The organism is Polluticoccus soli (genome assembly GCF_029269745.1).
GTDB lineage: Bacteria > Bacteroidota > Bacteroidia > Chitinophagales > Chitinophagaceae > Polluticoccus > Polluticoccus soli.
In genome coordinates this window covers 2,309,211-2,332,969 of the sequence record NZ_JARJHT010000001.1, presented here as the reverse complement: position 1 = coordinate 2,332,969, position 23,759 = coordinate 2,309,211, and the positions used below count along the sequence as shown (strand labels likewise).

Annotated in this window: 20 protein-coding genes; 9 read left to right on the top strand and 11 right to left on the bottom strand. The window is 48.3% G+C overall.

The features are described 5' to 3' along the window. Positions 1 to 6: 6 nt before the first annotated feature. Positions 7 to 1,029, top strand: a complete 1,023-nt coding sequence (locus tag P2W83_RS10170; protein WP_276133615.1) for an amidohydrolase family protein — start codon at positions 7 to 9, stop codon at positions 1,027 to 1,029. On the opposite strand, the gene P2W83_RS10165 is transcribed toward P2W83_RS10170, so the two are convergent. Both P2W83_RS10165 and P2W83_RS10160 read right to left on the bottom strand, forming a co-directional pair. Continuing rightward, positions 1,026 to 1,265, bottom strand: coding sequence for a hypothetical protein (locus P2W83_RS10165; RefSeq protein WP_276133614.1), 240 nt, complete (start codon positions 1,263 to 1,265; stop codon positions 1,026 to 1,028). The two genes, P2W83_RS10170 and P2W83_RS10165, sit on opposite strands and share 4 nt — an antisense overlap. Positions 1,266 to 1,268: 3 nt before the next feature. Further along, entirely contained in the window at positions 1,269 to 1,511 is a 243-nt protein-coding gene (locus P2W83_RS10160) for an RNA-binding protein (RefSeq protein ID WP_276133613.1), read from the bottom strand. Positions 1,512 to 1,875: 364 nt separating this feature from the next. Here P2W83_RS10160 and P2W83_RS10155 point away from each other — a divergent pair, with 364 nt between their 5' ends. Then, positions 1,876 to 2,106 (top strand): hypothetical protein, encoded by a 231-nt coding sequence (locus P2W83_RS10155; protein ID WP_276133612.1) that lies wholly within the window; start codon positions 1,876 to 1,878, stop codon positions 2,104 to 2,106. Here the strand turns inward: P2W83_RS10155 and P2W83_RS10150 are convergent. Continuing rightward, positions 2,103 to 3,146 carry a nucleoid-associated protein gene (locus P2W83_RS10150; RefSeq protein WP_276133611.1) on the bottom strand — a complete coding sequence of 348 codons (1,044 nt, stop codon included), beginning with the start codon at positions 3,144 to 3,146 and terminating at the stop codon, positions 2,103 to 2,105. The two genes, P2W83_RS10155 and P2W83_RS10150, sit on opposite strands and share 4 nt — an antisense overlap. 43 nt (positions 3,147 to 3,189) lie before the next feature. Then, the gene (locus P2W83_RS10145; protein ID WP_276133610.1) at positions 3,190 to 3,693 is read right to left on the bottom strand and encodes a hypothetical protein; all 504 of its coding nucleotides are present in this window, start codon (positions 3,691 to 3,693) and stop codon (positions 3,190 to 3,192) included. 80 nt (positions 3,694 to 3,773) lie between these two features. Between P2W83_RS10145 and P2W83_RS10140 the strand changes: the two genes are divergently transcribed. Both P2W83_RS10140 and P2W83_RS10135 read left to right on the top strand, forming a co-directional pair. Further along, positions 3,774 to 4,913: an NAD(P)/FAD-dependent oxidoreductase gene (locus P2W83_RS10140; protein ID WP_276133609.1), complete on the top strand. Its 1,140-nt coding sequence runs from the start codon at positions 3,774 to 3,776 to the stop codon at positions 4,911 to 4,913. A 57-nt stretch (positions 4,914 to 4,970) separates the two neighbouring features. Further along, positions 4,971 to 6,914: a tetratricopeptide repeat protein gene (locus P2W83_RS10135; protein ID WP_276133608.1), complete on the top strand. Its 1,944-nt coding sequence runs from the start codon at positions 4,971 to 4,973 to the stop codon at positions 6,912 to 6,914. 2 nt (positions 6,915 to 6,916) lie between these two features. Here the strand turns inward: P2W83_RS10135 and P2W83_RS10130 are convergent, their stop codons facing one another. Beyond that, on the bottom strand, positions 6,917 to 7,612 hold the full coding sequence (locus tag P2W83_RS10130) for a hypothetical protein (RefSeq protein ID WP_276133607.1): 696 nt from the start codon (positions 7,610 to 7,612) through the stop codon (positions 6,917 to 6,919). Positions 7,613 to 7,712: 100 nt separating this feature from the next. After that, positions 7,713 to 8,318, bottom strand: a complete 606-nt coding sequence (locus tag P2W83_RS10125) for a superoxide dismutase (RefSeq protein ID WP_276133606.1) — start codon at positions 8,316 to 8,318, stop codon at positions 7,713 to 7,715. Positions 8,319 to 8,631: 313 nt separating this feature from the next. Here P2W83_RS10125 and P2W83_RS10120 point away from each other — a divergent pair, with 313 nt between their 5' ends. Further along, a complete protein-coding gene (locus P2W83_RS10120; RefSeq protein ID WP_276133605.1) occupies positions 8,632 to 11,730 on the top strand; it encodes an efflux RND transporter permease subunit in 3,099 nt (1,032 codons plus the stop codon). Between the two features lie 3 nt (positions 11,731 to 11,733). Continuing rightward, positions 11,734 to 13,026, top strand: coding sequence for a TolC family protein (locus P2W83_RS10115; protein ID WP_276133604.1), 1,293 nt, complete (start codon positions 11,734 to 11,736; stop codon positions 13,024 to 13,026). Here P2W83_RS10115 and P2W83_RS10110 read toward each other — a convergent pair. Continuing rightward, on the bottom strand, positions 13,023 to 13,847 hold the full coding sequence (locus P2W83_RS10110) for an alpha/beta hydrolase (RefSeq protein ID WP_276133603.1): 825 nt from the start codon (positions 13,845 to 13,847) through the stop codon (positions 13,023 to 13,025). The genes P2W83_RS10115 and P2W83_RS10110 overlap by 4 nt on opposite strands. A 94-nt stretch (positions 13,848 to 13,941) precedes the next feature. Beyond that, on the bottom strand, positions 13,942 to 14,586 hold the full coding sequence (locus tag P2W83_RS10105) for a terminase small subunit (protein ID WP_276133602.1): 645 nt from the start codon (positions 14,584 to 14,586) through the stop codon (positions 13,942 to 13,944). 116 nt (positions 14,587 to 14,702) lie between these two features. Here P2W83_RS10105 and P2W83_RS10100 point away from each other — a divergent pair, with 116 nt between their 5' ends. Next, the gene (locus P2W83_RS10100) at positions 14,703 to 15,209 is read left to right on the top strand and encodes an O-acetyl-ADP-ribose deacetylase (protein ID WP_276133601.1); all 507 of its coding nucleotides are present in this window, start codon (positions 14,703 to 14,705) and stop codon (positions 15,207 to 15,209) included. Positions 15,210 to 15,569: 360 nt separating this feature from the next. Here the strand turns inward: P2W83_RS10100 and P2W83_RS10095 are convergent, their stop codons facing one another. Continuing rightward, positions 15,570 to 16,856 carry a hypothetical protein gene (locus tag P2W83_RS10095; RefSeq protein ID WP_276133600.1) on the bottom strand — a complete coding sequence of 429 codons (1,287 nt, stop codon included), beginning with the start codon at positions 16,854 to 16,856 and terminating at the stop codon, positions 15,570 to 15,572. A gap of 278 nt (positions 16,857 to 17,134) precedes the next feature. Then, entirely contained in the window at positions 17,135 to 19,948 is a 2,814-nt protein-coding gene (locus P2W83_RS10090; protein ID WP_276133599.1) for a TonB-dependent receptor, read from the bottom strand. A gap of 197 nt (positions 19,949 to 20,145) precedes the next feature. On the opposite strand from P2W83_RS10090, the gene P2W83_RS10085 reads away from it, so the two are divergent. Further along, entirely contained in the window at positions 20,146 to 21,318 is a 1,173-nt protein-coding gene (locus tag P2W83_RS10085) for an aspartate aminotransferase family protein (protein WP_276133598.1), read from the top strand. A 39-nt stretch (positions 21,319 to 21,357) separates the two neighbouring features. Here the strand turns inward: P2W83_RS10085 and P2W83_RS10080 are convergent, their stop codons facing one another. Further along, positions 21,358 to 22,200 carry a hypothetical protein gene (locus tag P2W83_RS10080; RefSeq protein ID WP_276133597.1) on the bottom strand — a complete coding sequence of 281 codons (843 nt, stop codon included), beginning with the start codon at positions 22,198 to 22,200 and terminating at the stop codon, positions 21,358 to 21,360. A 151-nt stretch (positions 22,201 to 22,351) separates the two neighbouring features. Here P2W83_RS10080 and P2W83_RS10075 point away from each other — a divergent pair, with 151 nt between their 5' ends. Next, a complete protein-coding gene (locus P2W83_RS10075; RefSeq protein WP_276133596.1) occupies positions 22,352 to 23,731 on the top strand; it encodes a UDP-glucose dehydrogenase family protein in 1,380 nt (459 codons plus the stop codon). The last annotated feature ends 28 nt before the right edge of the window (positions 23,732 to 23,759 follow it).

The window sequence follows — 23,759 nt, the reverse complement described above, 5'->3', positions numbered from 1 at the left end:
TTGACAATGAAGATCGACATACATACGCACATAATGCCGGAGCACATACCAGACTGGTTCAAGAAGTTTGGCTACGGCGATTTCATACACCTGGAACACCACAAACCTTGCTGCGCCCGCATGATCAAAGGCGACAAGTTTTTCCGCGAGGTGGAACACAACTGCTGGGATCCTGCTGTGCGTACGAAGGAAATGGATATGACCGAGGTGAGCGTGCAGGTATTGTCGACCATCCCTGTACTGTTCAACTACTGGGCAAAGCCCGAACACGGGCTGGAAACATCCCGTTTCTTCAACGATCATATTGCTCAATGCTGCGCACACCACCCGGAACGGTTTGTTGGCCTCGGCACTGTGCCTCTGCAAGATGTGGACCTCGCCATCAAAGAAATGGAACGCTGCGTTAAAGAGTTGAAAATGCCGGGATTGGAAATTGGCTCTAACATAAACAACCTGAACCTGAGCGAACCAAAGTTCCATCCCTTCTGGCAGGCTGCCGAAGAATTGGGATGCTGCATATTTGTCCATCCATGGGAGATGATGGGCGAAAACGATATGGGAAGGTATTGGCTGCCATGGCTTGTGGGTATGCCTGCTGAAACTGCCCGTGCTATCGCATCAATGATCTTTGGTGGCATCTTCGAGAAATATCCCAAACTACGTGTGGCATTTGCACACGGTGGTGGCAGCTTCCCCTTTACAATAGGCCGTATCGAGCATGGATTCAATGTGCGCCCAGACCTCGTTGCGATCGATAATAACGTAAACCCTCGTGAATACCTGGGCAAGTTCTGGATCGACTCGCTGGTGCATTACCCCAAAGCAATGGACTACATCATAGATGTGATGGGTGAGAATAAGGTATGCCTTGGCAGTGACTATCCGTTCCCGCTTGGCGAACACCATCCGGGCCACCTGATAGACAGCATGGCGAACCTTTCACCTGCAACTAAAGATAAGCTGCTTTTCCAAAACGCGCTTGACTGGATGGGAATCGACAAGGATCTAAAAGTGATCGCTTCACACTAGTCAGGATGGTATTCCGATTGCAGGCCTAATAAGGTAAGTTTTATTGCGGTCATTGCTTTTCGGTCGAAAATGATCACGCCCATTTTCTTTAAATGCACCAGTAGCGGACCGAGTGCATCGGCACTGATCCGCAGCTCAGAACGTAACTCCTCGAAGTGAATGAATGGTCGTGGATCAATTCCACGTGCACTTATCTCGCGGATCTTGTCGAACACTAACTGGACTGGCGATGACATGACTTAGCGCTTTGCCTCTTTAACCCCTATCACATTGCCATCCACCTCTGTCTTGTTCAACTTAGCTATGATCTGCTCGCCAGTAGTACGATCATCTGTCTGCACGTGGGCTGAGGTTTGCAATTTTCCGGAGGCGTGTACAACTGACCTGATCTGTCGCACTGTTATCTCACCAAATTCTTTTAATAATACCTGTACATCTGCAGCAGTCGTATGGCTATCCATATTGCTTATCACTATATTCATTTTTGAGCCTGAAAGTTTTATATGAAATGGAAGCAGAACCAGGAGGGGAAACTTGCAGATCAGGAAATCAGAACGGTGAAGTTACGCCTTTAGAAGCGCGCGCTCTCGTATTTTTTCATATACCATAGCTCAGTGGCACGCTTTTAACATTCTATATCATGTCGTAACATATATAGAACCGACTTCTGAACACAAAAAATGGCCATAATGCATCCCACAGCGCATTTCAATTCGATAGGAACAGATAAACCGGAGCATACCGGAAATTAGTTAGTAGATAGCATATTAGACAAACAGGGGAATAACTTTCCCCAACACCGCATTTTAGACAAGGCAATACCAGTACGGCTTAAACATAATTACAATGGCAACATTTGTGAGCTCACAGCAAGATCCCAAGTACCGAATACACAACATGGCAGTAAACATCGAACATGTAAAGTCGATCAGCAAGGAAACAAGTGGTTTTAACTACACCATTATTTTCCAGTTCAATGAAAAGCAATCATTTGAATGGAATTATCGCTTTTCGTCGGACAGGGATGCTGACTTCGGCCGACTGGAAGAAATGCTCCAGTTCAAGCACATGACCTAGGTCTCTTCTTCAAAGTAGATCTTGTAGTAGTGTTTTCCTACGGCAGCATCATACCCTTTTTCGATCATGTCGCGATCGCCATGTATGTAGATATGGAAGTTCTTATCTAGCTTAAGCACGCTCTTAAAAACTCGCGCCTGCTTCTTAACCGCCTGCGTTGAAATATCAAATCGCTCTGGCAATTCGAAATCATTGGCTTCAGAAAAGCTCTCGCCAAACTGCTGGAAAGATCGGATCAGCCCACTTTCCTGGAACACGGTCTTCTCAAAATCTTCTTTATTGAAGGATTCATTAGCGCGGAAGTATTCAACCGATTTGTTCAATAGATCGATCTGGTCTGTCCGTTCCATTTCAAACTCCTGCGGTATCTGCTTGGCAATAAACTGCTTGGTGAGATTCATGAACTGGTTGGTCTGGAAATATTCATTGGCCTGCGGCATTACGCTCAGGAATGTCTCACGCCAGAACACTGCCTCTTCTCCCCTATTACTATCGTGTATCAACACGTCAAAACCCTGTTCTGCGTTAGTAGGGAATACTAAGCATGCTTTATCGAACTTACCAAGGTCAATACCTTCTTTCAGTTCACCCTGTATCTCGCTGCCTTCGATGTTCAGATCAAAGAAATTAGTTCTTGTTTCTGTCTTGAATATCCCGATTGCTTCCACCATAGCACCATTCACTCCACAACCCTCGAAATAACACACATACAACTCCCCCGGTTTTACTTTCGGGTGCACAGTGGCTTCATGAAGATGCTTTGCGATGTCGGCTGATTTTTTATGAAAGTCAGTGATCTCCGCCAACGCACCAAGGCAGTAGTTATATACCTCATTATAATCGAGCGATGTGAGGTGGTGGAATGAGTACAGCTCTGGCTTCTCCTGGAACTTACTCAGAAATGCATCTTTGATAATAGCCCTGTCCCTATCGCGCAGGTCTTGTGGCTTTTTCGATACCACGATCTCCTGCCCCAAACCCTTATTACCAACATAGTGTACCGACAGCATAGTGAGCACTGCTCCGCTTAGATCAATCATGGCGCAAAACTATTGAATAGAAGGCTGCAGGCAAAGCCTGTGGCTAAAAACACTCTGTTCGGTCAAAAGTAAATTTGGCGGTAGCGTCATTGAAGAAAAATACAGACTTGAAGCCGCCGCTATTGTCGAATACTGTCTTGTATTTATTAAAAGTCTTACGTGTCACATTCATAGGCATTACCCAAACGGTCCAATAAGAGAGTTTGGCCAATCCATCGCTCAGGTACAGGATCACAGCATTACTATCCTGCTGCTGATGGTACAGCATTTTAGCGTCTTGCTCTACATCCACTACCCTTATATCATAGTTTCCTACATGCTCGGGCACGTTTTTCAAGTAGTCGGTCTTCATAATATAGATAGTCTTAGTGCCTGGTTTCATGATCTTCGTCGGCAACGTACACACCACCGAATCATTGCCTTTGGCAAACTGACTTATCACAAAATTGATGCAATCGTGGTTGCGAAATCCCTCAAACCCGAATTTCTGTAATTGTGCAAACGCACCCAAAGGCAATACCAGCAACAGGCTTAGCAGATATCTCATGCGTACAAATTACAATAACTCTGGCTGTTTTTAGCTTTTTCACTTTAATTTCTTCACTTTTGAATAGCTAATAAGACAACATGCTCAGTTACTGGGAACAGCAAAGCTTTCTGCAATACGACCATATAATAGTAGGATCAGGCATAGTGGGCCTCAGCACTGCTATCGAACTGAAAGACCGCTTCCCTGGCGCGCGTATATTGGTGTTAGAACGCGGATTGCTTCCAACTGGCGCAAGCAGCCGCAACGCTGGTTTTGCCTGCATGGGCAGTCTTACCGAATTATTGGACGATAGTCAATACTCGAGTGAAGCACAGATAGTAGAACTGTTTGACCAGCGCAAAAAAGGCCTGGAGCGTCTACGCAATCGTCTGGGAGATGCCACGATAGGTTATGCCCAAAATGGCAGCTATGAACTGATAAGTAATGCAGAACTAGGCGCATTAGATCATATAGACCGACTAAATGAATTGCTACTGCCGATAACACAAAAGCCGGCTTTTAGGTTGGCCAGTCAAAAGATCAAACCTTTTGGCTTTTCAGAGAACTACACAAAAGCGCTGATCGAGAATACCTGCGAGGGTGAACTGCACACAGGCAAAATGCTCCGGGCCCTGTCTGATCTGGCAACAAGCAGAGGAATAGAGATCAAGACCGGAGCGGAGGTCACACGATTCGACGAATACGAAACACACGTTGCTGTATCAGTCAGCGACCCTTTACGTGGCAATGACCTCGTGCTTCATACTAACAGTCTCAGCCTTTGTACTAATGCATTTACCACACAGCTGCTACCAGGCGAGGATGTAACACCGGGACGCGGGCAGGTATTGGTAACGCAACCAATACCCGGGCTGAAGTTCAAAGGCGTTTATCACTTCGACAAAGGCTACTATTATTTCCGTGAAATAGACGGACGCGTGTTGTTAGGCGGAGGTCGCAATCTAGACTTTGAAGGCGAAACAACTACCGATATAGCACTGAACTCACTCATACAAATAGACCTTGAGCAGAAACTGCATGATATCATTATCCCCGGGGTCCACTACCATATTGAAATGCGCTGGGCAGGCATAATGGCCTTTGGCGCTACCAAGCAGCCAATAGTGAAGGCACATTCGAAACGCATATTTGGTGCTTACAGGATGGGCGGCATGGGTGTGGCCCTGGGTAGCTTGTCGGCCATGCAGCTGGCAGACATCATACAATCGCATATGTAATGAATGCAGGATAAGTGCCTGCTTTTCTCTTATTTTGTGAAGGCTTCTGCCCTGCTTATGCGGACACAAATCATCAGAACTGTTTTACTCGTTGGCGCTATCCTTGCAATAGTTCTGCCTTCATTTTTCTGCAATACACCGGAAGGCAAACAGGCCGATGGAGAACATTCATCTCCCTGGAATAGCGTATACGACACAACGATCGGGTATGTGGGCATGCAGGAATGCCGTACTTGCCACGAGAACATTTACCAGACCTTCATCCAAACAGGGATGGGGCAATCGTTCGGCGATGCAACCCATGAAAAGTCCGCCGCAGATTTTTCTGCACATGCTATTGTGTACGATAAAGACCTGGACTTCTATTACAAACCTTTCTGGCAAAATGATTCTTTGTATTTCCTGGAGTTCCGCACCGAAGGCAATGACACGGTACATAAGCGTGTGCAAAAGATCGATTACATCATCGGCTCAGGGCAACATACGAACTCGCACATCTTCAGCTCCAATGGCTATTTGTACCAGGCACCCATTACCTTTTATACCCAGAAACGCAAATGGGACCTTGCCCCGGGTTTTGAGAACGGCACTAACACACGTTTCAGCAGGTTGATAGAAAGCGAATGCATGACCTGTCACAATGGTCTGCCCGAGTTCATCCCTAATAGCCAGAATAAATACGTTTCACTGAAACGCGGCATCGATTGCGAACGTTGCCACGGGCCCGGTGAACTGCACGTGAAAGAAAAGCGTGCAGGTAATATCGTAGACACATCCAAAGGACCTGACTATACTATCGTTAATCCGCGCAGGCTGTCAACTGAAATGCAGAACAACATCTGCCAGCGTTGTCACCTCCAAGGCATTGCCGTGTTGAACGATGGCAAAAACTTCTTTGACTTCCGTCCGGGTATGCATTTGTCTGAAGTGATGAATGTATTCATGCCACAGTATGAAGGAGCCCAGGACAAAATGATCATGGCATCACATGTGGAACGAATGAAGAAGAGCGCCTGTTATGTAAACTCAGGCAAGATGAGCTGCATCACCTGTCACAATCCGCACGTAAGTGTGAAAGTGACTCCGCGCACACAATACCTCAACGCCTGCAATAGCTGCCACGCCGGACCGAAACAACCGCACTGCACAGAAAATATGGCGGTGCGAGCTGCGAAGAATGACGACTGCGTTACCTGCCACATGCCAAGAAATGGCAGTATCGATATACCGCACGTTGCGGTTACAGACCACTACATACGCAAGCGCCCGCTGCAGGACACTCTGGAGAAGAAGATCACAGCCTTCCTTGGCTTGAAGTGCTTTAATAATGATAACGTAGACGCCATCACAACTGCACGTGCTTTCATGGAGTTCTACGAACGCTATAACGGCAATACAGGTCTCATCGACTCAGCATTGCGCTACCTGAACACGCAGCAGGAAGACGAAGCCACCAAGAAGCAGAACCGCGATTTCATCCGCGCCTATTTCCTGCTGAACAACTATAATAAGGTGGTTGAGTACGGTGCGCCCCTCAAACCTGAGGACATCAATGATGCATGGGCAGCATACCGCATTGGCGAGAGCTATTATAACCTGCAACAGGCGGACAAGGCCCTACCCTGGTATAAGCGCGCAACTGATATCTGGCCTTATTCACTCGATTTTCAGAACAAGTATGGCACCTGCCTGTTGGCGCTGGGCAAACCGGCTGAAGCTCAAAAGGTATTCAGCTTTATTTATTCAGAGAACCCGGACTACCAGTCGGCCAATACAAACCTTGGCTATCTATATCTACAGCAAGGCAATATGACCATGGCCTACAGTCATTTGCTACGCGCGGTGATGCTCAATCCCGACCATGAGCAGACACTCATCAACCTTGCCGTGGTGTATCATGCCAATTCCGAAGATGGCAAGGCAAAGAAAGCATTGCTGCACCTGCTGAAGAAGCATCCGCAAAACCAACAGGCGCGTGCTATGTTGATGGACTTACAATAGAGTTAGAACCGGTAGCTCACAGAAAGCCGCGACAGGTACATGCCCGCATCGAAATTGAACAGACTCGATGACGGAGCTTTTTCGTAGTTCAGGCTCTTGAATACCATTTGCACCGGCATCAGCTCGAGGTTAAATGCTACACGATTGGTAAGTATCTTGGCACCCACAGATGGGGCTATCCCAACCATCGACATGCTTACATCCTGAGGAATAAACGATGCTCCATAAGTATTGGTTGGCGGACCGGCAGCAGTGCGATGTCGTGTGGAGGAGAAAGTATCAACGTTGCCACTGCCATACCCGCCCCATACATCCACTGCCGCAGAGAAATATACACTCCTCCAGAAGTGGCGCTGCATCTCGAAGCCCATTCCTATTACCGGCATATTCACCTTCGTTACCGAATGAACTTCTGTAAGGCTGTCCGACCCTAGCGAAACGATTGAGCTCGCGAACGAATTATGATTGCCGTAGGCCGCAATGAATCGCAGGCCATGATGTTCATCGCGCCATGTTTTATATTGGGCACCTACAAGATTAACGCCCAGATCATTCCCGCCAGATTGCTGCATGATGCCTAATTCATGCTTCCTGAATTCCGGCAACTTCCTGGTGGCAGGTGTTTCTTCCTTTGCCTCTTGCGCAAACACAGTAACGCCCAGGCTGAGCAATAGGGCAGATAGAATCGCTTTCTTCATAACAGTAGTTTGAGCTTAGAACGGAAGGTCGCGAATATTATTGTAAAACAGAAGGGTTGCGCTTGCACACAACCCTTCTATATAAACTAGTAGTTAAAGCTTATTTCTTAGCAGCGCTATAGCGTTTGCCAACTTCTTCCCAGTTGATCACGTTCCAGATCGCGTTGAGGTAATCAGGACGACGGTTCTGGTAGTTGAGGTAGTAAGCGTGCTCCCAAACGTCAATGCCGAGGATGGGTGTACCTTTTACTTCAGCAACATCCATCAGGGGATTGTCCTGGTTAGGAGTAGAAGTTACTTCTAGCTTACCGTCTTTAACGATCAGCCATGCCCAGCCACTACCGAAACGTGTAGTACCTGCAGCGTTCATTTTTTCTTTCAGACCGTCCAGCGAGCCGAATGCGTCATTGATAGCAGTCGCGAGATCGCCTGAAGGTGAACCACCGTTAGGTCCAAGGATAGTCCAGAACAGTGAGTGGTTATAATGACCACCGCCATTGTTGCGCACCGCAGCAGGGAAAGCAGAGATATTTGCCATCAGTTCTTCCAGCGATTTGTTCTCGCCGTCAGAGCCAGCCAGTGCTTTGTTCAGGTTGTCAACATAAGCCTGGTGGTGTTTGCCATGGTGTATCTCCATAGTCTTTGCATCGATGTGTGGTTCGAGCGCGTTGAAAGCATATGGAAGTTGGGGAAGTGAATGTGCCATATTCTAGAATGTTTGTTTGGTTAGAATGATGCGCCAAAGTTAAACGGCCCCGGCGAAAGCCCAAATATTTAGGCGCCGTTTCATAGTTAATTAAAATACGGCTATAGAACTCATGTGTTCTTTGCAGTTGATGATTTTTGCTATTATCCTTTGTTTATCAACCTTTTCAGGCATTTTCCATGCTCATCAATAAAACAATTATTTTAATACCACAGCCGGTTTTAACATTATGCTCAGAATCTCAAGCGTTTGGGGGGACTCGTGCTAAGTTCGTAAGTCCGTATCTTGTGCTGGTTTTCCAGAACAGTAATTCATGAGTCTTCCTTCATTATCGCTGCGCCGCCCTGTCCTGGCTATCGTGCTCAATATCATTATCATCGTCTTCGGTGTTATCGGATTTATGTTCCTCGGGGTGAGGGACTACCCCTCCATCGATCCGCCCATCATCAACGTACGTACCTCGTATGCGGGCGCCAACCCCGACATCGTCGAGACGCAGATCACCGAACCACTGGAGAAATCCATCAACGGTATCGCCGGTATCAAGACCATGTCGTCCACAAGCGCACAGGGTGCCAGCAACATCACGGTGGAGTTTGACCTTGGCATAGACCTCGAAGCGGCTGCTAACGACGTACGCGATAAAGTATCGCAAGCCATACGCAGTCTGCCGCAAGATATCGACGCACCGCCTGTAGTATCGAAGGCCGATGCCAACGCCTCGCCTATCATCTCCATGACCGTTCAAAGCGACACCCGCAACCAACTGCAGCTGACTGAGTATGCCGAGAACGTGCTGGTGGAAAGGTTTCAAACCATCCCTGGCGTCAGCAGCATCCAGATATGGGGCCAAAAGCGTTATGCCATGCGCATTTGGCTAGACCCGCTGAAGATGGCCGGCTACAGCATCACTTTCCAGGATATACAGGCTGCACTGAGCAAGCAGAACGTGGAGTTGCCTTCGGGCAAGCTGTCTGGCGCCAATACCGAGCTGTCTGTTCGCACCTTTGGCCGACTCAATACCGAAGAAGACTTCAATAACCTTATTGTAAAGAACGTGAACGGCGTCGACGTACAGCTGCGCAGCATTGGCGAAGCGGTACTCGGCCCGGAGAACGAGGAGTCAGTATTGAAGGAAAGCGCTATCCCGATGATCGCACTGGCGCTGACGCCACAACCCGGTTCCAATTACGTGGCCATAGCCGACGAATTCTATAAACGATATGGCGCTTTAAAGAAAGACATACCAGCCGATCTCAAGGTGGACATTGCATTGGACACCACTACCTATATCAAGAAGTCGATCTCGGAAGTGGAAGAAACGCTCCTGATCTCCTTCGTGTTAGTGATCATCATTATCTACCTTTTCTTCCGCGACTGGCTGATCGCCCTTCGTCCTTTGATAGATATACCGGTGAGCCTTATCGGCGCTTTCTTCATCATGTACCTGATGGGTTTCACCATCAACATCCTCACCCTGCTGGCCATCGTGCTCGCTACGGGTCTTGTGGTGGACGATGGTATCGTGGTAACCGAGAACATCTACAAACGTATTGAGAAGGGTATGGACAAACACCGCGCTGCCAAAGAAGGTAGCGAGGAGATATACTTCGCTGTTATCTCTACTTCCATCACGCTGGCTGTTGTATTCTTACCCATTCTCTTCCTGCAAGGTTTTACCGGGCGACTCTTCCAGGAGTTTGGCGTGGTAGTAGCAGGCGCTGTATTGATCTCAGCTTTCGTATCGCTAACACTGACACCGGTACTGAACGTACTCATGACCCGCAAGGTGCACAAGCATTCCCGTTTCTATGTAAAGACCGAACCATTCTTCGCCGGCATGGAGCACAACTACCGCCGCGGCGTGGAATGGGTCATGAAACGGAAGTGGATAGCCATTGCAGGTATCGCAGCCTGCTTTGCTGTGATCTTTATGATCGGCAGCCAACTGCAATCGGAACTGGCACCTCTCGAAGACCGCAGCCGTTTCCGTGCGCAGATATCAGCACCAGAAGGCACCTCGTACGACGCGATGGATAAGTACATGGACGACCTCGTTGGCGTAGTGCTCGACTCTGTGCCAGAGAAAGAAGTAGTTCTTTCAGTTACGGCTCCCAGCTTCTCGGGCTCGGGCGCTGTGAACACCGGCTTCATCAACGTGCGCCTGAAAGAACCTAACGAACGTACCCGCTCACAGGAAGAGATCGTACAGGCGGTGAACCGCAATTTTGGCAAGTTCACTTTTGGTAAGGCCTTCGCCATACAGGAGCAGACCATCTCTGTGCAGCGTGGTGGTAGCGCTTACCCCGTGGTATTCGTGCTGCAGAACATCAACTTTGACAAGTTGACCAAAGCGCTTCCGGTGTTTCTTGATGAAGTGGCTAAGAACCCGACCTTCCAGGGTACTGATGCTGACCTGAAATTCAACAAACCAGAGCTGACCATTTCTATCGACCGCGCCAAAGCATCGCAACTTGGCGTGTCGGTTGCAGACGTATCACAGACACTGCAGCTGGCTTTGAGTAACGGCCGCCTCGGATACTTCACCATGAACGGCAAGCAGTACCAGATACTGGGGCAGGTAGCCCGCCAGGACCGCGAAGCACCGGTTGACCTGAAAACCATTTATGTAAAGAACAACATCGGCGAGTTCATCTCGCTCGATAACCTGATATCGATGGCGGAGACCACCAGCCCTTCGCAGATCTACCACTACAACCGTTACAAGTCGGCTACCATATCTGCAGGCCTTGCACCCGGCAAAACTATTGGCGACGGCATCGCAGAGATGAACAAGATATACGAAAGCCTGAAGAAGCGTGGCGTGGTGGATGAGAGCTTCAGCACCTCGCTGGGCGGCGCTTCAAAAGACTATGTAGAATCTTCTTCGAACACTTTGTTTGCCTTCGTGCTGGCACTGGTGCTGATATACCTTATCCTCGCTGCACAGTTCGAAAGCTTTATCGATCCGCTCATCATCATGCTGACCGTGCCGCTGGCGATAGCCGGCGCCGTGCTGTCGCTGTGGCTGTTTGGGCATACGCTCAATATCTTCTCACAGATCGGCATGATCATGCTCATTGGCCTTGTGACCAAGAACGGTATCCTGATAGTGGAATATGCCAACCACATACGCGACCAGGGCAAATCGAAAGTGGAAGCTGCGGTTACCGCTGCGACCATGCGTTTGCGCCCTATCCTCATGACCAGCCTTGCGATGATATTCGGTGCTTTGCCGCTGGCACTTTCGCTGGGTGCGGCATCTACCAGCCGCATACCGCTGGGCGTGGTGATCGTGTATGGCGTGGCATTCTCCCTGATCTTATCTTTATTCATCCTACCGGTAATGTACACCTTCCTCTCGCGCAGGAAGGTGCAGGCAGTTACCGCTATCGACAAAATATCTGAATAGTACATGCGCAGGCTTAGTTTCATATTGTTACTTATAGGTTTTGGTGCACAGGCGCAGGAACGACTCACGTTGGAGGATGCCATAGCCCGCGCGCTGGAACATAACTACGACATACGCATAGCTGATGTGGCCGCCGACCAGGCTACCGTCAATAATACCTGGGGTAATGCCGGTGCTCTTCCCAATATCAACGGCAACGCCGGACTCAACGTAGCCAGCACCAACTCCGAAACACAGTTCGCCAACGGTACCGAGCAAATACGCAAAGGCGCGAGATCAACTGCCTACAACGGTTCAATAGACCTTGACTGGAGACTTTTTGACGGTGGCCGCATGTTCCTTACAAAGAGGCAGCTGAACATGCAGGAAGACCTGGCGCATATGCAACTTAAAGAGCAGGTGCAGCGTACGGTATCGCAAGTGATACAGGCTTATGCGGAGGTGGTGTGGCAAAAGCAGCAAGCCATTACTATTGATACCGCTCTTGCACTGGCCACAACGCGTATGGTGCTCTCGCAGGTGAAGTATGAGACCGGTACGTCTGCCAAGGTAGACTACCTGCAGGCTCGTGTAGACTACAACGCCCGCCAGTTCGACTCACTGTATCGCGAAGCTGCATTCAACAACTCATTTGCCAGCTTGAACGCACTGATGGGTACCGACCCTTACGCTACGTTCGATGTAGATGACAGCTTGCAAATTGACACCACGCTGCAACCAACCGACCATACACGCCTACAGGGCGAGAACCTGACGCTGGATGTATTTCGCCGCAGTGCGCAAATATCAAAACTGAACTCCCGTATTGCTAAGACCTACTACCTGCCCACGCTCGACCTGAGCAGCGCTTATAACTACAACTATAGCAAGAGCGAAGCAGGCTTCTCGCTATTCAACAAAAGCAGTGGCCCATCTGCCGGCCTCGACCTTTCTGTGCCCATCTTCCAGGGTGGCAATATCAGGAGGCAGGCGCGTGTAGCATCATTGCAATCAATGCGCGACCAGTTGCTGTACGAAAGGCAAAACACTGAGTTGGGCCGTCAGTACCGCACTGCATGGCGTAACTACGAAGTGAGCGTAGACGCTTACCGCCTCGAACGCCAAAGCATCCTCTATGCCCGCGAGAACATGGACATCCAACGTGCCCGCTTCAGGGTAGGAATTGCAACTACGCTGGAAACCCGCGAAGCTGAGAATGGTTACGTCCAGGCATTAACCCGCCTTAACACGGCCGCTTATACATTGAAAGTAAACGAGACTGTTGTTCGTGAGCTGGAGAACCAGCTGGTGCATTAATTGGTCTTTGACAGCACTTCTTTGAAGGCATCATATACTGCATGGTGCAGTATGGTTGCATGATCTTCATCGGGCATGTAGTGAAATGTTGTGTTGAAGCTCTTATTTGACTTGACGATCTTAGACAATTCTTTCGCGTCGCGCTCCATTACTTCACCCTCTTTGCCTACGGCCAGGTAGATATTGGTATTCTGTGCTGCTTTGGCAAATTCAGGTTTTAGCTTCAGCAGCGATTGTGCATCCCACCATAGGCTGGGACTAACGATAATGTAGTTATTGAACAACGCGGGCTTTTTATACAATACCTCTGTAGCCAGCAATCCGCCCAACGACTGACCAATAATGGTCTTTGACGAATTGGTGCGGTAATTCTTTTCGATGAACGGCTGTAGTTCCTGCTCAATAAATGATATGAATTTTTCAGAACCACCTGTAGTTGGGAATGCAGTTTTATCTTTTTCAATCGTTGTAGGAAAAGTAAAATCACGCTTGCGATCGATGTTCGCGATACCCACCACAATTGCAGGCGGCATCAGCTGCATCATATTGAAGAACTGCACCAGTCCGGCGATATGCACAAAGTCTTCGTTAGCCGACCCATCGAGCAGGTAGATCACAGGGTAATATACCGTGTCATTTGTTTTATACCCGTCGGGGAGGTAGATATTTATCGTTCGTGTTTCCGTCAACTGGCGCGAAGCTATTTTATGAACAGCGCCCATTACAAATGGCGCATTACCAGGTGCATCTTCGGTTGGCGATTGGGCGAAGGCAGTGCAGGTCAAGGTGCTGAGTGCTAAAGCCAGGAGTAGGTGTCTCATAATCTTCTTTCAATATCAAATTTAGCGATGCTATGGCAAAGCGGTGTTAATGCTTTGCCAATAACAAGCAGTATCCCCCCATTGACGTGAGCTGTTATACCCTGACGGGTTGCAACCACGGTGGCTGCTGCAACAACACTGTTGTGCTTGTTACCGGTCTATTGAGTTGAGGATCGTGAGTATCAACGACGGGAATAATAAAGGGCATTCTAATGTGTGGCAGTGGCTGCGGCGTTTGCTGTACAGATTCTGTTGCGGGAACTAGAGTAACAGCCTCATCATTGTTGGCGGTATCAGGCGGCTCTTGTTGCGTATTGTTGTGTTTTGTTGTCTCTTCCTTCTCATATGCACCAGTCATCCTGTTATCCATGTCGAGGGCTTTCAGCCGTTCTTTTAGGGTCGGGATCAAAACAGCTGTACGTTGTTCTGACATATCAGCGGGTGGTGGCTGTAGCATCCACTCGCCTTCGGCTATCTGCGCCAGCAGCTCGCGCTTGCGCTGAACAGTGAGCACCTCGCGTGTAATGCGCGCTTTCAATTCTTCCTGCACTTCGGCGTAAATGCGCTCGTGCACGGAACGGATTGCTCCTGAAACTTCCGGATTTTTCATCAGCCTGTTGGCAGCTGATTGGAGCGAATGCTGGTTGTTTGATGTTGAATGGTAAGCGGCCTTGTACGCTTCTGCCCTGTTGCCGTGACGTAACATCTCGCAGACAAAGGCCTGTTGTTTAGGGTTCATGGTATCGTTTTTGTGGCAATTGCTTTGCCGGGTTTATAATAATAGCAAATATACTACAATTAATAAATTAAAACAAATTAAAGATACACATCTAAAAATCGGCTTAACTTTAATACATGGCTAAACTGAGCGTTATAAAAGGTGACATTACCTTACAGGAGGTAGATGCAATTGTGAATGCAGCCAATACTTCCCTGCTTGGGGGCGGAGGTGTGGACGGGGCGATACACCTTGCGGCAGGTCCCGGCCTGCTGGACGCCTGCAGAAAACTAAATGGCTGCGCTACCGGCGAAGCCAAAATAACGGAAGGTTTCCGGCTGCCGGCGGAATATGTGATACACACCGTGGGTCCGATCTGGCATGGAGGCAACAACCAGGAAGGTCAATTCCTGTCTAACGCGTATTACAATAGCCTGGTGCTGGCGGTGAGATATAATGTGCACACTATAGCCTTCCCAAACATCAGTACGGGCGTATACGGATTCCCGAAAGACAAGGCAGCAAAGATCGCAGTGGAAACAGTACAACGTTTTAACGGAGAACACCCAGGCAAACTGGAAGAAGTGCGGTTTGTTTGCTTTGATGAGGAGAACTATAATTTGTACGATGCGTTGCTGAAGTAGCCTGCATATATTGCATGGACACATACAGCTCATAAAACGACAGTACTTATAGCATCAGGTATTTTACGATAAAATAACCAGCAAATCCAAGAAGGGTCCAAAGGATGCCTTTTTGTGTTTTAGATAGTCTGTAAGTCATTGTGCCTGGAAATTAATCTTTTTATGTGATTGTTAGTGCGGGCAGGAACTCTTTCTGCCTGATATGTTGTACAGGACACACCCCGCTTGCGCACATTGCTCTCACACGCCCCTCTCAAGAGGGGAAGAAGAAACCCCTAAGTCCCACCAACTCCCCGTTTGAATAAAAACAAAAAAGGCCGCCCAGAAATGGGCGGCCGTAAATTGCCTATCTATATGCGATTAATAGTCGGCATTATTTGGATCCCAGTTAGCCCAACCTGTTGTCCAGTCTGTGCCGGTGATAGCACCAACACCTTTAACTTGAGCATCAGAGCCAGCTTTGGGAGCGAAGTTCGGAGCACCTACTTTGAAAGGATCTGTCAGACCAGCATCTTCAGCTTTAGCCAGTTTCACGTTGCCATCAGCAAGAGCCTTAGCAGTGATCTGTGCAGTAGCAGTTGAATCAGCACCTTTGAAAGCAGAAGAAACAGCGTATACCAGGTTGTTCTTGAAAACTGAAGTACCAGTCAGGTAAGAAGTCAGCGTGCCTTCAGACTCGATAGAGAAACCACCTTTCTGGTGACCGATCATGATCGAATTCTCGATAGTGAAGTGACATGCACGACGCCAGCGGTTAGCGAAGTTGTGGTTAGCTTGTGTATTAGCTGCGTTGTTAGGTCCAACAAAAGTGAAGTTAGACAGTTTAGGATGTGTGAACGGAGTAGCGCTTGTACCTGTACCATCGTTATCGCACTCAACACCATTAGAAGCATCAGCAGGGTCAGCAACCTGTGGGTGTTTGAAAGAGATAGCGTTAGTGATAGTACCTGTATAACCGAAATCGAAATCGTAGTCGTCATCAGAGCAAGCGTAAGCGATCAGGTTTTTAGCATTTACAGTACCACCGAAGAATTCGAAAGCGTCGTCGTTGCCATAAGCAACCATTACGTTCTCGATAACAGTACCGCTACCTACACCACCGCAGGTAAGACCGTTGATCTCTGAGTTTGGAGCTGCAGCGATACCAGCGAACTCGATACGAACGAATTTCAGTACGCCTGAATTATCAGCAGCGTTAGAACCGCCATAAGTGCGGTTAACACCACCTTCGATTGTTGGAGGAGTAGAACGGTTTGTAGGAGCATTACCCAGCAGGATGATACCACCCCAGTCGCCTGCACGGCGCTGGCCTTTAGAAACACCAGAAGTGAAAACGATAGGTTTTGCAGCTGTACCTTCAGCTACCAGCTTACCACCTGGCTCAACGATCAAAGCACCTTTTTCTACCACATCGCTCTTAATGACAGTACCAGCAGGTATTGTCAGTGTAGCACCTGATTTTACATACACATAACCTTTCAGTGTCCAGGTTTTGTCAGCAGTCAGGCTTTTGTTGGTTGTAACGTCGCCAGTAAGAACATTGGTCTCAGGAGTTGTGTCGTCGTCAGTTGTTTTCTTTTTGCAAGAAACTGCAGATACAGCCAGTGCGCCGATCAGCATGAAATGTAACAGTTTAGGAAACTTCATCGTAGTATTGATTTTGATGCAAAAGTATCCTGCCCGTGTTACGGCTATTTTACGCGAAGGTTACGCCTATGTTAAGTATTGCGAGCCATACGAAAACGTGGTGTAGCGAACCGTAATACCTGTTATTACCCCCTATCCCCCTAAAGGGGGAATATGTCATTCTACGTTCCCCCTTTAGGGGGATAGGGGTTGGAATTTACTGTAATAAAAAAAGGGCGAAGATGAACTTCGCCCTTTACGTGATATGGTGTTAGGAAACCTACTTTATCTGTTCAAACTTATTTACCGAGCCTGTAGTTGAAGCCAAGGGTGAATGTTGTACCCATGCGGTATTGCTGGAAGATCTGGTCGTTGCCGTTGCCGATCTTGCTTGAGCCCGGAGAATAGCTATTCTTACCATCAGTGTTCCAGTAGAACGTTGTTGGTTGGTTCAGGATATCTGCAACAGTCAACTTTATTTCAGCCCTGTTCTTCAGCAGCGATTTGCTCAGTTGCAGATCAATTACGTCACGACCATTTTCCCATGTAGTAGGAATAGTGCTGTTACCCACAACTGCGATACGCTGACCGATGCGGTTATACATCGCGCTGATACCAAGGCCTGATTTCGGATCGCTGTATAGCGCTGAGAAGTTAACCAGGTAAGGAGATTGACCTTGTAACGGCCTGTCGCTGCTCACGCCAGTGATGTTAGACACATCCACTTTAGAATGTACATAAGTGAAGTTTGCACCTAGTGTAGTATTTGCCAGCCAGTTAGCTTCGCCGAGGAAGGCCAGTGTTTTGCGGACGTCGAACTCCGCACCAATAGAACTTGCTGCTTTTGCATTCTGGTAGCTGAAGATCAGCAGGTCAAGGTTCGACTGGTCGTCCATCTTAGCTTCTATCGGGTTTTCGAAACCTTTGTAGAATGCGCCGATAGTGATCGCTTCGCCCGGGTTTGGATAGTATTCGTAACGGAGGTCAACGTTGTTGATGTTACCACGTTTCAGATCAGGATTACCGGTAATTGTCCACAGGTTCTCGAAGTCGATGAACTGGAATGGAGCGATCTCCCTGAACTCTGGACGGTTTACTGTGCGTGAAGCACCGAAGCGGAATTTAGATTTCTCGCTCATGTTGTGCGACAGGTTGAATGAAGGCAAGATGTCGTTGAAGATATCCTGGTCGTTGATCTTACCACCAGACTGGTCGATCGCCTGCAGTGTTTGTGTGTACGACTCGAAACGCACACCCCATGTCAGGCGCCATTTGTCACCCAGGTTATTATCCATCATCGCATAACCTGCGTTCAGCATACCACTTGCATCATACTTATCAGTAGGGTTAGTGATCTCGCTCAACCTGAAACCACCCGGAACACCGATGTTCTCTTCAGAGAATATCTGTCCAACAGGTTGCATGGCAATGTTGTCATCCAGTGTGCTCTGTGGCTCGTACTGGAATACGCGGGCTGCAAATGTTCTTGTTTTGTACAAGCCCATGTACCCAACTTTCACGGTTTGTTTCTGGCCAAACGCCTGGAATGGCATTGAGTAGTTAGCGCCTGCACCAATGTTGTGGTCAACCTGGTTGCCAAAGTAACGGCGGCTGTTACGATCTACGATCTTATAGGGGCTGCTTGTTTCTGATATTGGTTCATCGTTCGCGTCAAAACTAACGTTGCGGCTGTAGAAGGCAGTGCGCAGGTCGTTTTGATTGGCCATGAGGTTAGCATAGTTCAGGTTCCACGTCAGCTTGCTGTTCTTAGTGCCGATAGCGTGCTCGCCTTCCAGCTGTGTGTTGAACACCTGGCGCTCTGATGGTACGAAAGAGAACAACTTAACTTCCTGGTTGTTGCTGGTAGTGTAACCATTCCTTTCATAATAAGTGTTGTCGTACATCTTATTATACAGGTTCTTGAACGATATCTTCGATTTGCCTTTTACATAAGAGAAGTTAGCCAGCGCAGCCAGGTTCGATGAATTGCGGAACATATCATCAGTGCTGTAGCTGCTCACACGCTCAGTTTCGTATTTACCGCGGATGAAATTTGGAATAGCATTGTGGTTGTTACGGTATGACAAACCGATAACAGTACCCAGTTTGCCGTCGTTCTTCAGGTTGCTGGCTTTGCCATAAGAAGCTTGTACCGCAACGTTAGGCATAGCTGCAGCTACAGTTTCCTTATAATCGTTAGGAAGTTGCTTTGCTGCATCCAGTTGTTTGTCTTCAGGCAGTTTTTTATAGTCTTTATAGCTATCACCAAATTCAGAAGGCAGTTCTGAACTGCTACCCGGGAAACGAACCAGGCCAGCAGCTTGCTTATCGCTCGAGCGGAAATCTTTGAAAGTAGTTTGTGTATTATAACCCAAACCAACACCTACGTTGAAAAAATCTTTTTCAGGAACGTCTTTAGTCATCACCTGCACGATACCACCAGCAAAATCGCCAGGAAGATCAGGAGAAGCCGTTTTATTGATGATGATGTTGTCGATCAGGTTAGAGGGGATCACATCGAAAGAGAACGCTTTTTTATCAGGCTCCGTGCTGGGCATCAGGGCGCTGTTCACCATTGCCAGGTTATAACGATCGCTCAGGCCGCGGATAACGACATACTTATTATCCTTTACGCTGGCGCCGCTCACGCGCTTCAGCACTTCGCCTGTGTTGCGGTCAGGTGTACGCTGTATCACGTCTGCAGAGATACCGCTCGACAGCGATACGCTGTTCTTCTGCATGATGTACAGTGCATTCACCGATTCTTTTTTCAGCGAAGCGGTAACTACTACGTCTTTAAGAGTTGTTTTGCTGTCTTCAGAGATAATGGCATCGAGGTTGGTTACTTCACCTTCTTTCACCACTACATCGCTGATGTCTTTGGGCTGGTAGCCGATGTACCTTATTTCTACAGTGTAAGTTCCAGCAGGTACTTCCAACTGGAAATGGCCGTCTACGTCGGTAGCCGTGCCTTTGCCTGTGCCTTGCACCATTACGGTGGCACCAATAATAACATCGCCGGTCTTTTCGTCTGCTACTTTACCGGCAATTTTGCCATTGGCAAACGCCTGGAAAGAAGCCAGGGTCATCAAAAAGATAATGATTAATCGCATATAGTTTATTTGTTGCCGCAAAATTCACAAGTGAATGTTACCGCCACTTTACGCGAATGTTACGCGAACATCATTTGAATGTTAAGCGAATATTAAGTCTGGTAAAATCAAGTGGGATTTGTTGCTTTTTGATTACCAAATGGTTATCAGGAAGCTGTTTTCATATAGATGGTAATGAGCTAATTTTGAACCCTCATATGAACATTCGCCAGCTTTTTCAGCAGCACATGGCCCAAACCTCCCCCGAACCACTGGGCCTGAACATCGTTTATGCCAATGGCAACTACCTGCAGGATGCCGACGGTACTAAGTACCTGGACCTGATAGGCGGCATCAGCGTGTGCAACGTAGGTCACCGGCACCCGGAGGTGGTAGCCGCCATCAAAAACCAGGCAGACAAATACCTGCATGTAATGGTGTATGGCGAGCTGATACAGACCCCACAGGTGGCCTATGCCGAACTACTGACCAGACACCTGCCCCAAAACCTGGATTGCGTGTATTTCACCAACTCCGGCGCAGAGGCGGTGGAAGGCGCTTTAAAACTGGCAAGAAGAGTGACAGGGCGCACAGATGTGATCGCCTGTAATAAAAGCTACCATGGTTCTACGCTGGGCGCACTCAGCATTATGGGTGACGAATACTGGCGCAATGCCTACCGGCCGTTGCTACCGGGCGTATGGCACTATGACTATAACAGTGATGAACTAATAGATGCCATTAATGAGCAGACTGCCTGTGTGATTATAGAGACCATACAGGCCGAGGCAGGTGTCATCACCCCCAAACAGGAATGGCTGGACAAGCTGCGACAAAAATGTACGGAAACCGGCGCCCTCCTTATTTTCGACGAGATACAGTGTGGTTTTGGACGCACTGGCAAGCTGTGGGGATTTGAGCATTATAATGTGATCCCTGATATCTTATTATTAGGAAAGGCACTGGGTGGCGGCATGCCGCTGGGTGCGTTCATCTCTTCGCATGAAAACATGCAGACACTGACCAATAACCCCGTGCTGGGACATATTACCACCTTCGGTGGGCACCCGGTATCATGTGCGGCGGGTATGGCAGCTATGCAGGTGTTGCTGCGCGAGGGAATGGTTAACGGAGTGGAAGAAAAAGGCAACTTGTTCCGCCAGCAAATAGTGCACTCCTCTATCAAATCGGTGCGCAGCAAGGGATTGCTGATGGCCATTGAACTGGAGAGCAGCGAAAAAGTGCTGGAGGTGATCAAGACCTGCATCGAACATAAGGTATTCTCCGACTGGTTCCTGTTTGCACCCGAGTGTATCCGCATCGCGCCACCACTTACCATTACCGAAGAAGAAATAAAAAAAGCAGCAAATGTGCTGCTTCAATGCTTATAAAAAACAGCGGCGGCATAGTTCTATGCCGCCGTTAGTTTCTTACTTCAGGATTATCGTCTTAGACTTATTATTTACCGTGATGGTTGCAGAATCGTCGCAGTTACCATTGCCATAATCTAACACGCGCGGGAAGGTTGCGCCCTGTGGCAGGATAGAAATAGAACCCGATTTTATCCAGTTGCAATTAAGCGCAACATGCAGCGGGCTGGTAATGTTCATTGCGTATGTTTTACCTGTGGCTTTGGTATGGCTGCCACTACCTGTGATGTCATATTCATCGTCCGACAGCTGGGGGGTATTCTCACCTGCCGTGAATGTGCGCGTACGGTTGGCAATATGACTGATGGTATCATTAGTGCTGTTCAAGACCACGTGGCCATCCACTACTATGCTATAGAACATGTGACCTGCTGAATTATGCCCCATATTGGTTACCGACTTGCTGCCGTATACCTGGTTATTGTTCACGTAATAATTGCTGAACCCAAAAGTGCGGTTGAAAGCGCTGTCTTTATAATGGCCGGTTTGAGTAATAATGATCTTCCCCCGACGGTAGCGGCCGTCTTTGCACAGGCAGTTGGTACTGCCAAAGTCGATAGTCAGACTATCAGGGGTACCCACAGTGTCTTTGGTAACCGTAGCGCAACCACCGAGCGGATTGGAGCCGCCTTTCAGCGCCACGTTACCGAGGGCATCAGCCTGGTCGGCGATCCCGTCCAGTTCGTCAAACGCCTGGTCGGCTTTGGCCATGTCGTCTGCATACTGTGTATCTTCCTCTTGTGTGGTTGGTGTGTTGTCACTGGTCCTGTCTTTTTTGCAGGCGCTGAGACTGAGCAAGGCCACAAAAACTGCGGCGGTGTAAAGGGGAAAATTCAGTTTCATAAGATAAAATATTTGATACTTGAGACGTGGTGAAATCGAATAGGTTTAAAGGTAATCAATAATAATTTTCTTCCATGCTTTTAAAGCCGTATGGGATAAGGCATTAGCAGAAAAAATAAACTACATTTGCCGCAAATATTTTCGAAACCTTATGCAAGTAGCGATCATTGGTACCGGGTATGTGGGATTAGTAACAGGTACCTGCTTTGCCGAGACCGGCAACAACGTGGTTTGTATCGATATAAATGAAGACAAAGTAAACCAGCTAAAAAGCGGAAAATCACCAATTTATGAGCCAGGCCTGGACGTGCTGCTGGAGCGCAATATCCGCGACAACCGCATAGAATTCACTACCAACCTGGCAGAAGGTATCAAAGATGCACAGGTTATTTTCCTGGCGCTGCCTACCCCTCCGGGTAAAGATGGCTCTGCCGACCTGCAATATGTATTGGACGTTGCAGCCCAACTGAGCACGCTTATTACCAGCTATAAAGTAATTGTAAATAAAAGCACCGTACCTGTAGGCACTGCCGAAAAGGTAACTGCTGTACTGGAGCAGAAACTGGACAGGAACCTGTTCGACGTGGTTTCTAACCCAGAGTTCCTGCGCGAAGGTGTGGCAGTTGATGACTTCCTGAAGCCTGACCGCGTAGTGATCGGCACTTCGTCTGACAGGGCGAAGAAGATCATGGAAGAACTGTACCAGCCTTACGTTCGCCAGGGCAACCCAATATTCTTCATGGACGAGCGTTCGTCTGAAATGACCAAGTATGCAGCCAATGCTTACCTGGCCATGCGTATCTCTTTCATGAACGAAATGGCTAACCTGTGCGAAAAAGCAGGCGCCAATGTTGACATGGTGCGCGTAGGCATCGGTAGCGACAGCCGTATCGGCAAGCGCTTCCTGTTCCCGGGTGTGGGTTATGGTGGCAGCTGCTTCCCTAAAGACGTGAAAGCACTGGTGCAAACTGCACGTGAAATGGACTATGACTTCCAGATCATCAGCACCGTGATGGAAGTGAACGAAAAGCAGAAAACCATCCTTGGCAAAAAAGTGCGCGATGCGTTCGGCAATGACCTTAGCGGCCGTCACTTTGCTATCTGGGGCCTGGCGTTCAAACCTGAAACTGACGATATCCGCGAAGCCCCGGCTTTGGAACTGATACAAGACCTGCTGGATGCAGGCGCTGAGGTAACAGCGTTCGATCCCGAAGCGATGGAAAACGTGAAACGCATCTTTGGTGAGAAAATAACTTTTGCAAAAGACCAGTACGATGGCCTGGAAGGTACTGACGCACTGATCATCGTAACCGAATGGAGCGAGTTCCGCAACCCGAACTTCGAACGCATCATCCAGTCGCTGAAATACCCAATGGTATTCGATGGCCGTAACGTGTATACGCTTGAAAAAATGCAGGAACTGGGCTTCTACTACGAAAGCATTGGCCGCAAAACAGTTCACGAGAACATCAGGTATACCATTGACGTTCCGGAAGGTACTGTAGTAAGGGAAAGAGGTAACCTGGATTAATCATACATCACACTATACAGTTTAACCA

Excerpts from the sequence above, each read along its gene's own strand:
- P2W83_RS10080 (WP_276133597.1), bottom strand. The coding sequence starts at position 22,200 with ATGAAACTGAATTTTCCCCTTTACACCGCCGCAGTTTTTGTGGCCTTG.
- P2W83_RS10090 (WP_276133599.1), bottom strand. The coding sequence starts at position 19,948 with ATGCGATTAATCATTATCTTTTTGATGACCCTGGCTTCTTTCCAGGCG.
- P2W83_RS10085 (WP_276133598.1), top strand. The coding sequence starts at position 20,146 with ATGAACATTCGCCAGCTTTTTCAGCAGCACATGGCCCAAACCTCCCCC.
- P2W83_RS10095 (WP_276133600.1), bottom strand. The coding sequence starts at position 16,856 with ATGAAGTTTCCTAAACTGTTACATTTCATGCTGATCGGCGCACTGGCT.
- P2W83_RS10155 (WP_276133612.1), top strand. The coding sequence starts at position 1,876 with ATGGCAACATTTGTGAGCTCACAGCAAGATCCCAAGTACCGAATACAC.
- P2W83_RS10145 (WP_276133610.1), bottom strand. The coding sequence starts at position 3,693 with ATGAGATATCTGCTAAGCCTGTTGCTGGTATTGCCTTTGGGTGCGTTT.
- P2W83_RS10170 (WP_276133615.1), top strand. The coding sequence starts at position 7 with ATGAAGATCGACATACATACGCACATAATGCCGGAGCACATACCAGAC.
- P2W83_RS10165 (WP_276133614.1), bottom strand. The coding sequence starts at position 1,265 with ATGTCATCGCCAGTCCAGTTAGTGTTCGACAAGATCCGCGAGATAAGT.
- P2W83_RS10110 (WP_276133603.1), bottom strand. The coding sequence starts at position 13,847 with ATGAGACACCTACTCCTGGCTTTAGCACTCAGCACCTTGACCTGCACT.
- P2W83_RS10075 (WP_276133596.1), top strand. The coding sequence starts at position 22,352 with ATGCAAGTAGCGATCATTGGTACCGGGTATGTGGGATTAGTAACAGGT.
- P2W83_RS10105 (WP_276133602.1), bottom strand. The coding sequence starts at position 14,586 with ATGAACCCTAAACAACAGGCCTTTGTCTGCGAGATGTTACGTCACGGC.
- P2W83_RS10130 (WP_276133607.1), bottom strand. The coding sequence starts at position 7,612 with ATGAAGAAAGCGATTCTATCTGCCCTATTGCTCAGCCTGGGCGTTACT.
- P2W83_RS10120 (WP_276133605.1), top strand. The coding sequence starts at position 8,632 with ATGAGTCTTCCTTCATTATCGCTGCGCCGCCCTGTCCTGGCTATCGTG.
- P2W83_RS10160 (WP_276133613.1), bottom strand. The coding sequence starts at position 1,511 with ATGAATATAGTGATAAGCAATATGGATAGCCATACGACTGCTGCAGAT.
- P2W83_RS10115 (WP_276133604.1), top strand. The coding sequence starts at position 11,734 with ATGCGCAGGCTTAGTTTCATATTGTTACTTATAGGTTTTGGTGCACAG.
- P2W83_RS10140 (WP_276133609.1), top strand. The coding sequence starts at position 3,774 with ATGCTCAGTTACTGGGAACAGCAAAGCTTTCTGCAATACGACCATATA.
- P2W83_RS10125 (WP_276133606.1), bottom strand. The coding sequence starts at position 8,318 with ATGGCACATTCACTTCCCCAACTTCCATATGCTTTCAACGCGCTCGAA.
- P2W83_RS10135 (WP_276133608.1), top strand. The coding sequence starts at position 4,971 with ATGCGGACACAAATCATCAGAACTGTTTTACTCGTTGGCGCTATCCTT.
- P2W83_RS10100 (WP_276133601.1), top strand. The coding sequence starts at position 14,703 with ATGGCTAAACTGAGCGTTATAAAAGGTGACATTACCTTACAGGAGGTA.
- P2W83_RS10150 (WP_276133611.1), bottom strand. The coding sequence starts at position 3,146 with ATGATTGATCTAAGCGGAGCAGTGCTCACTATGCTGTCGGTACACTAT.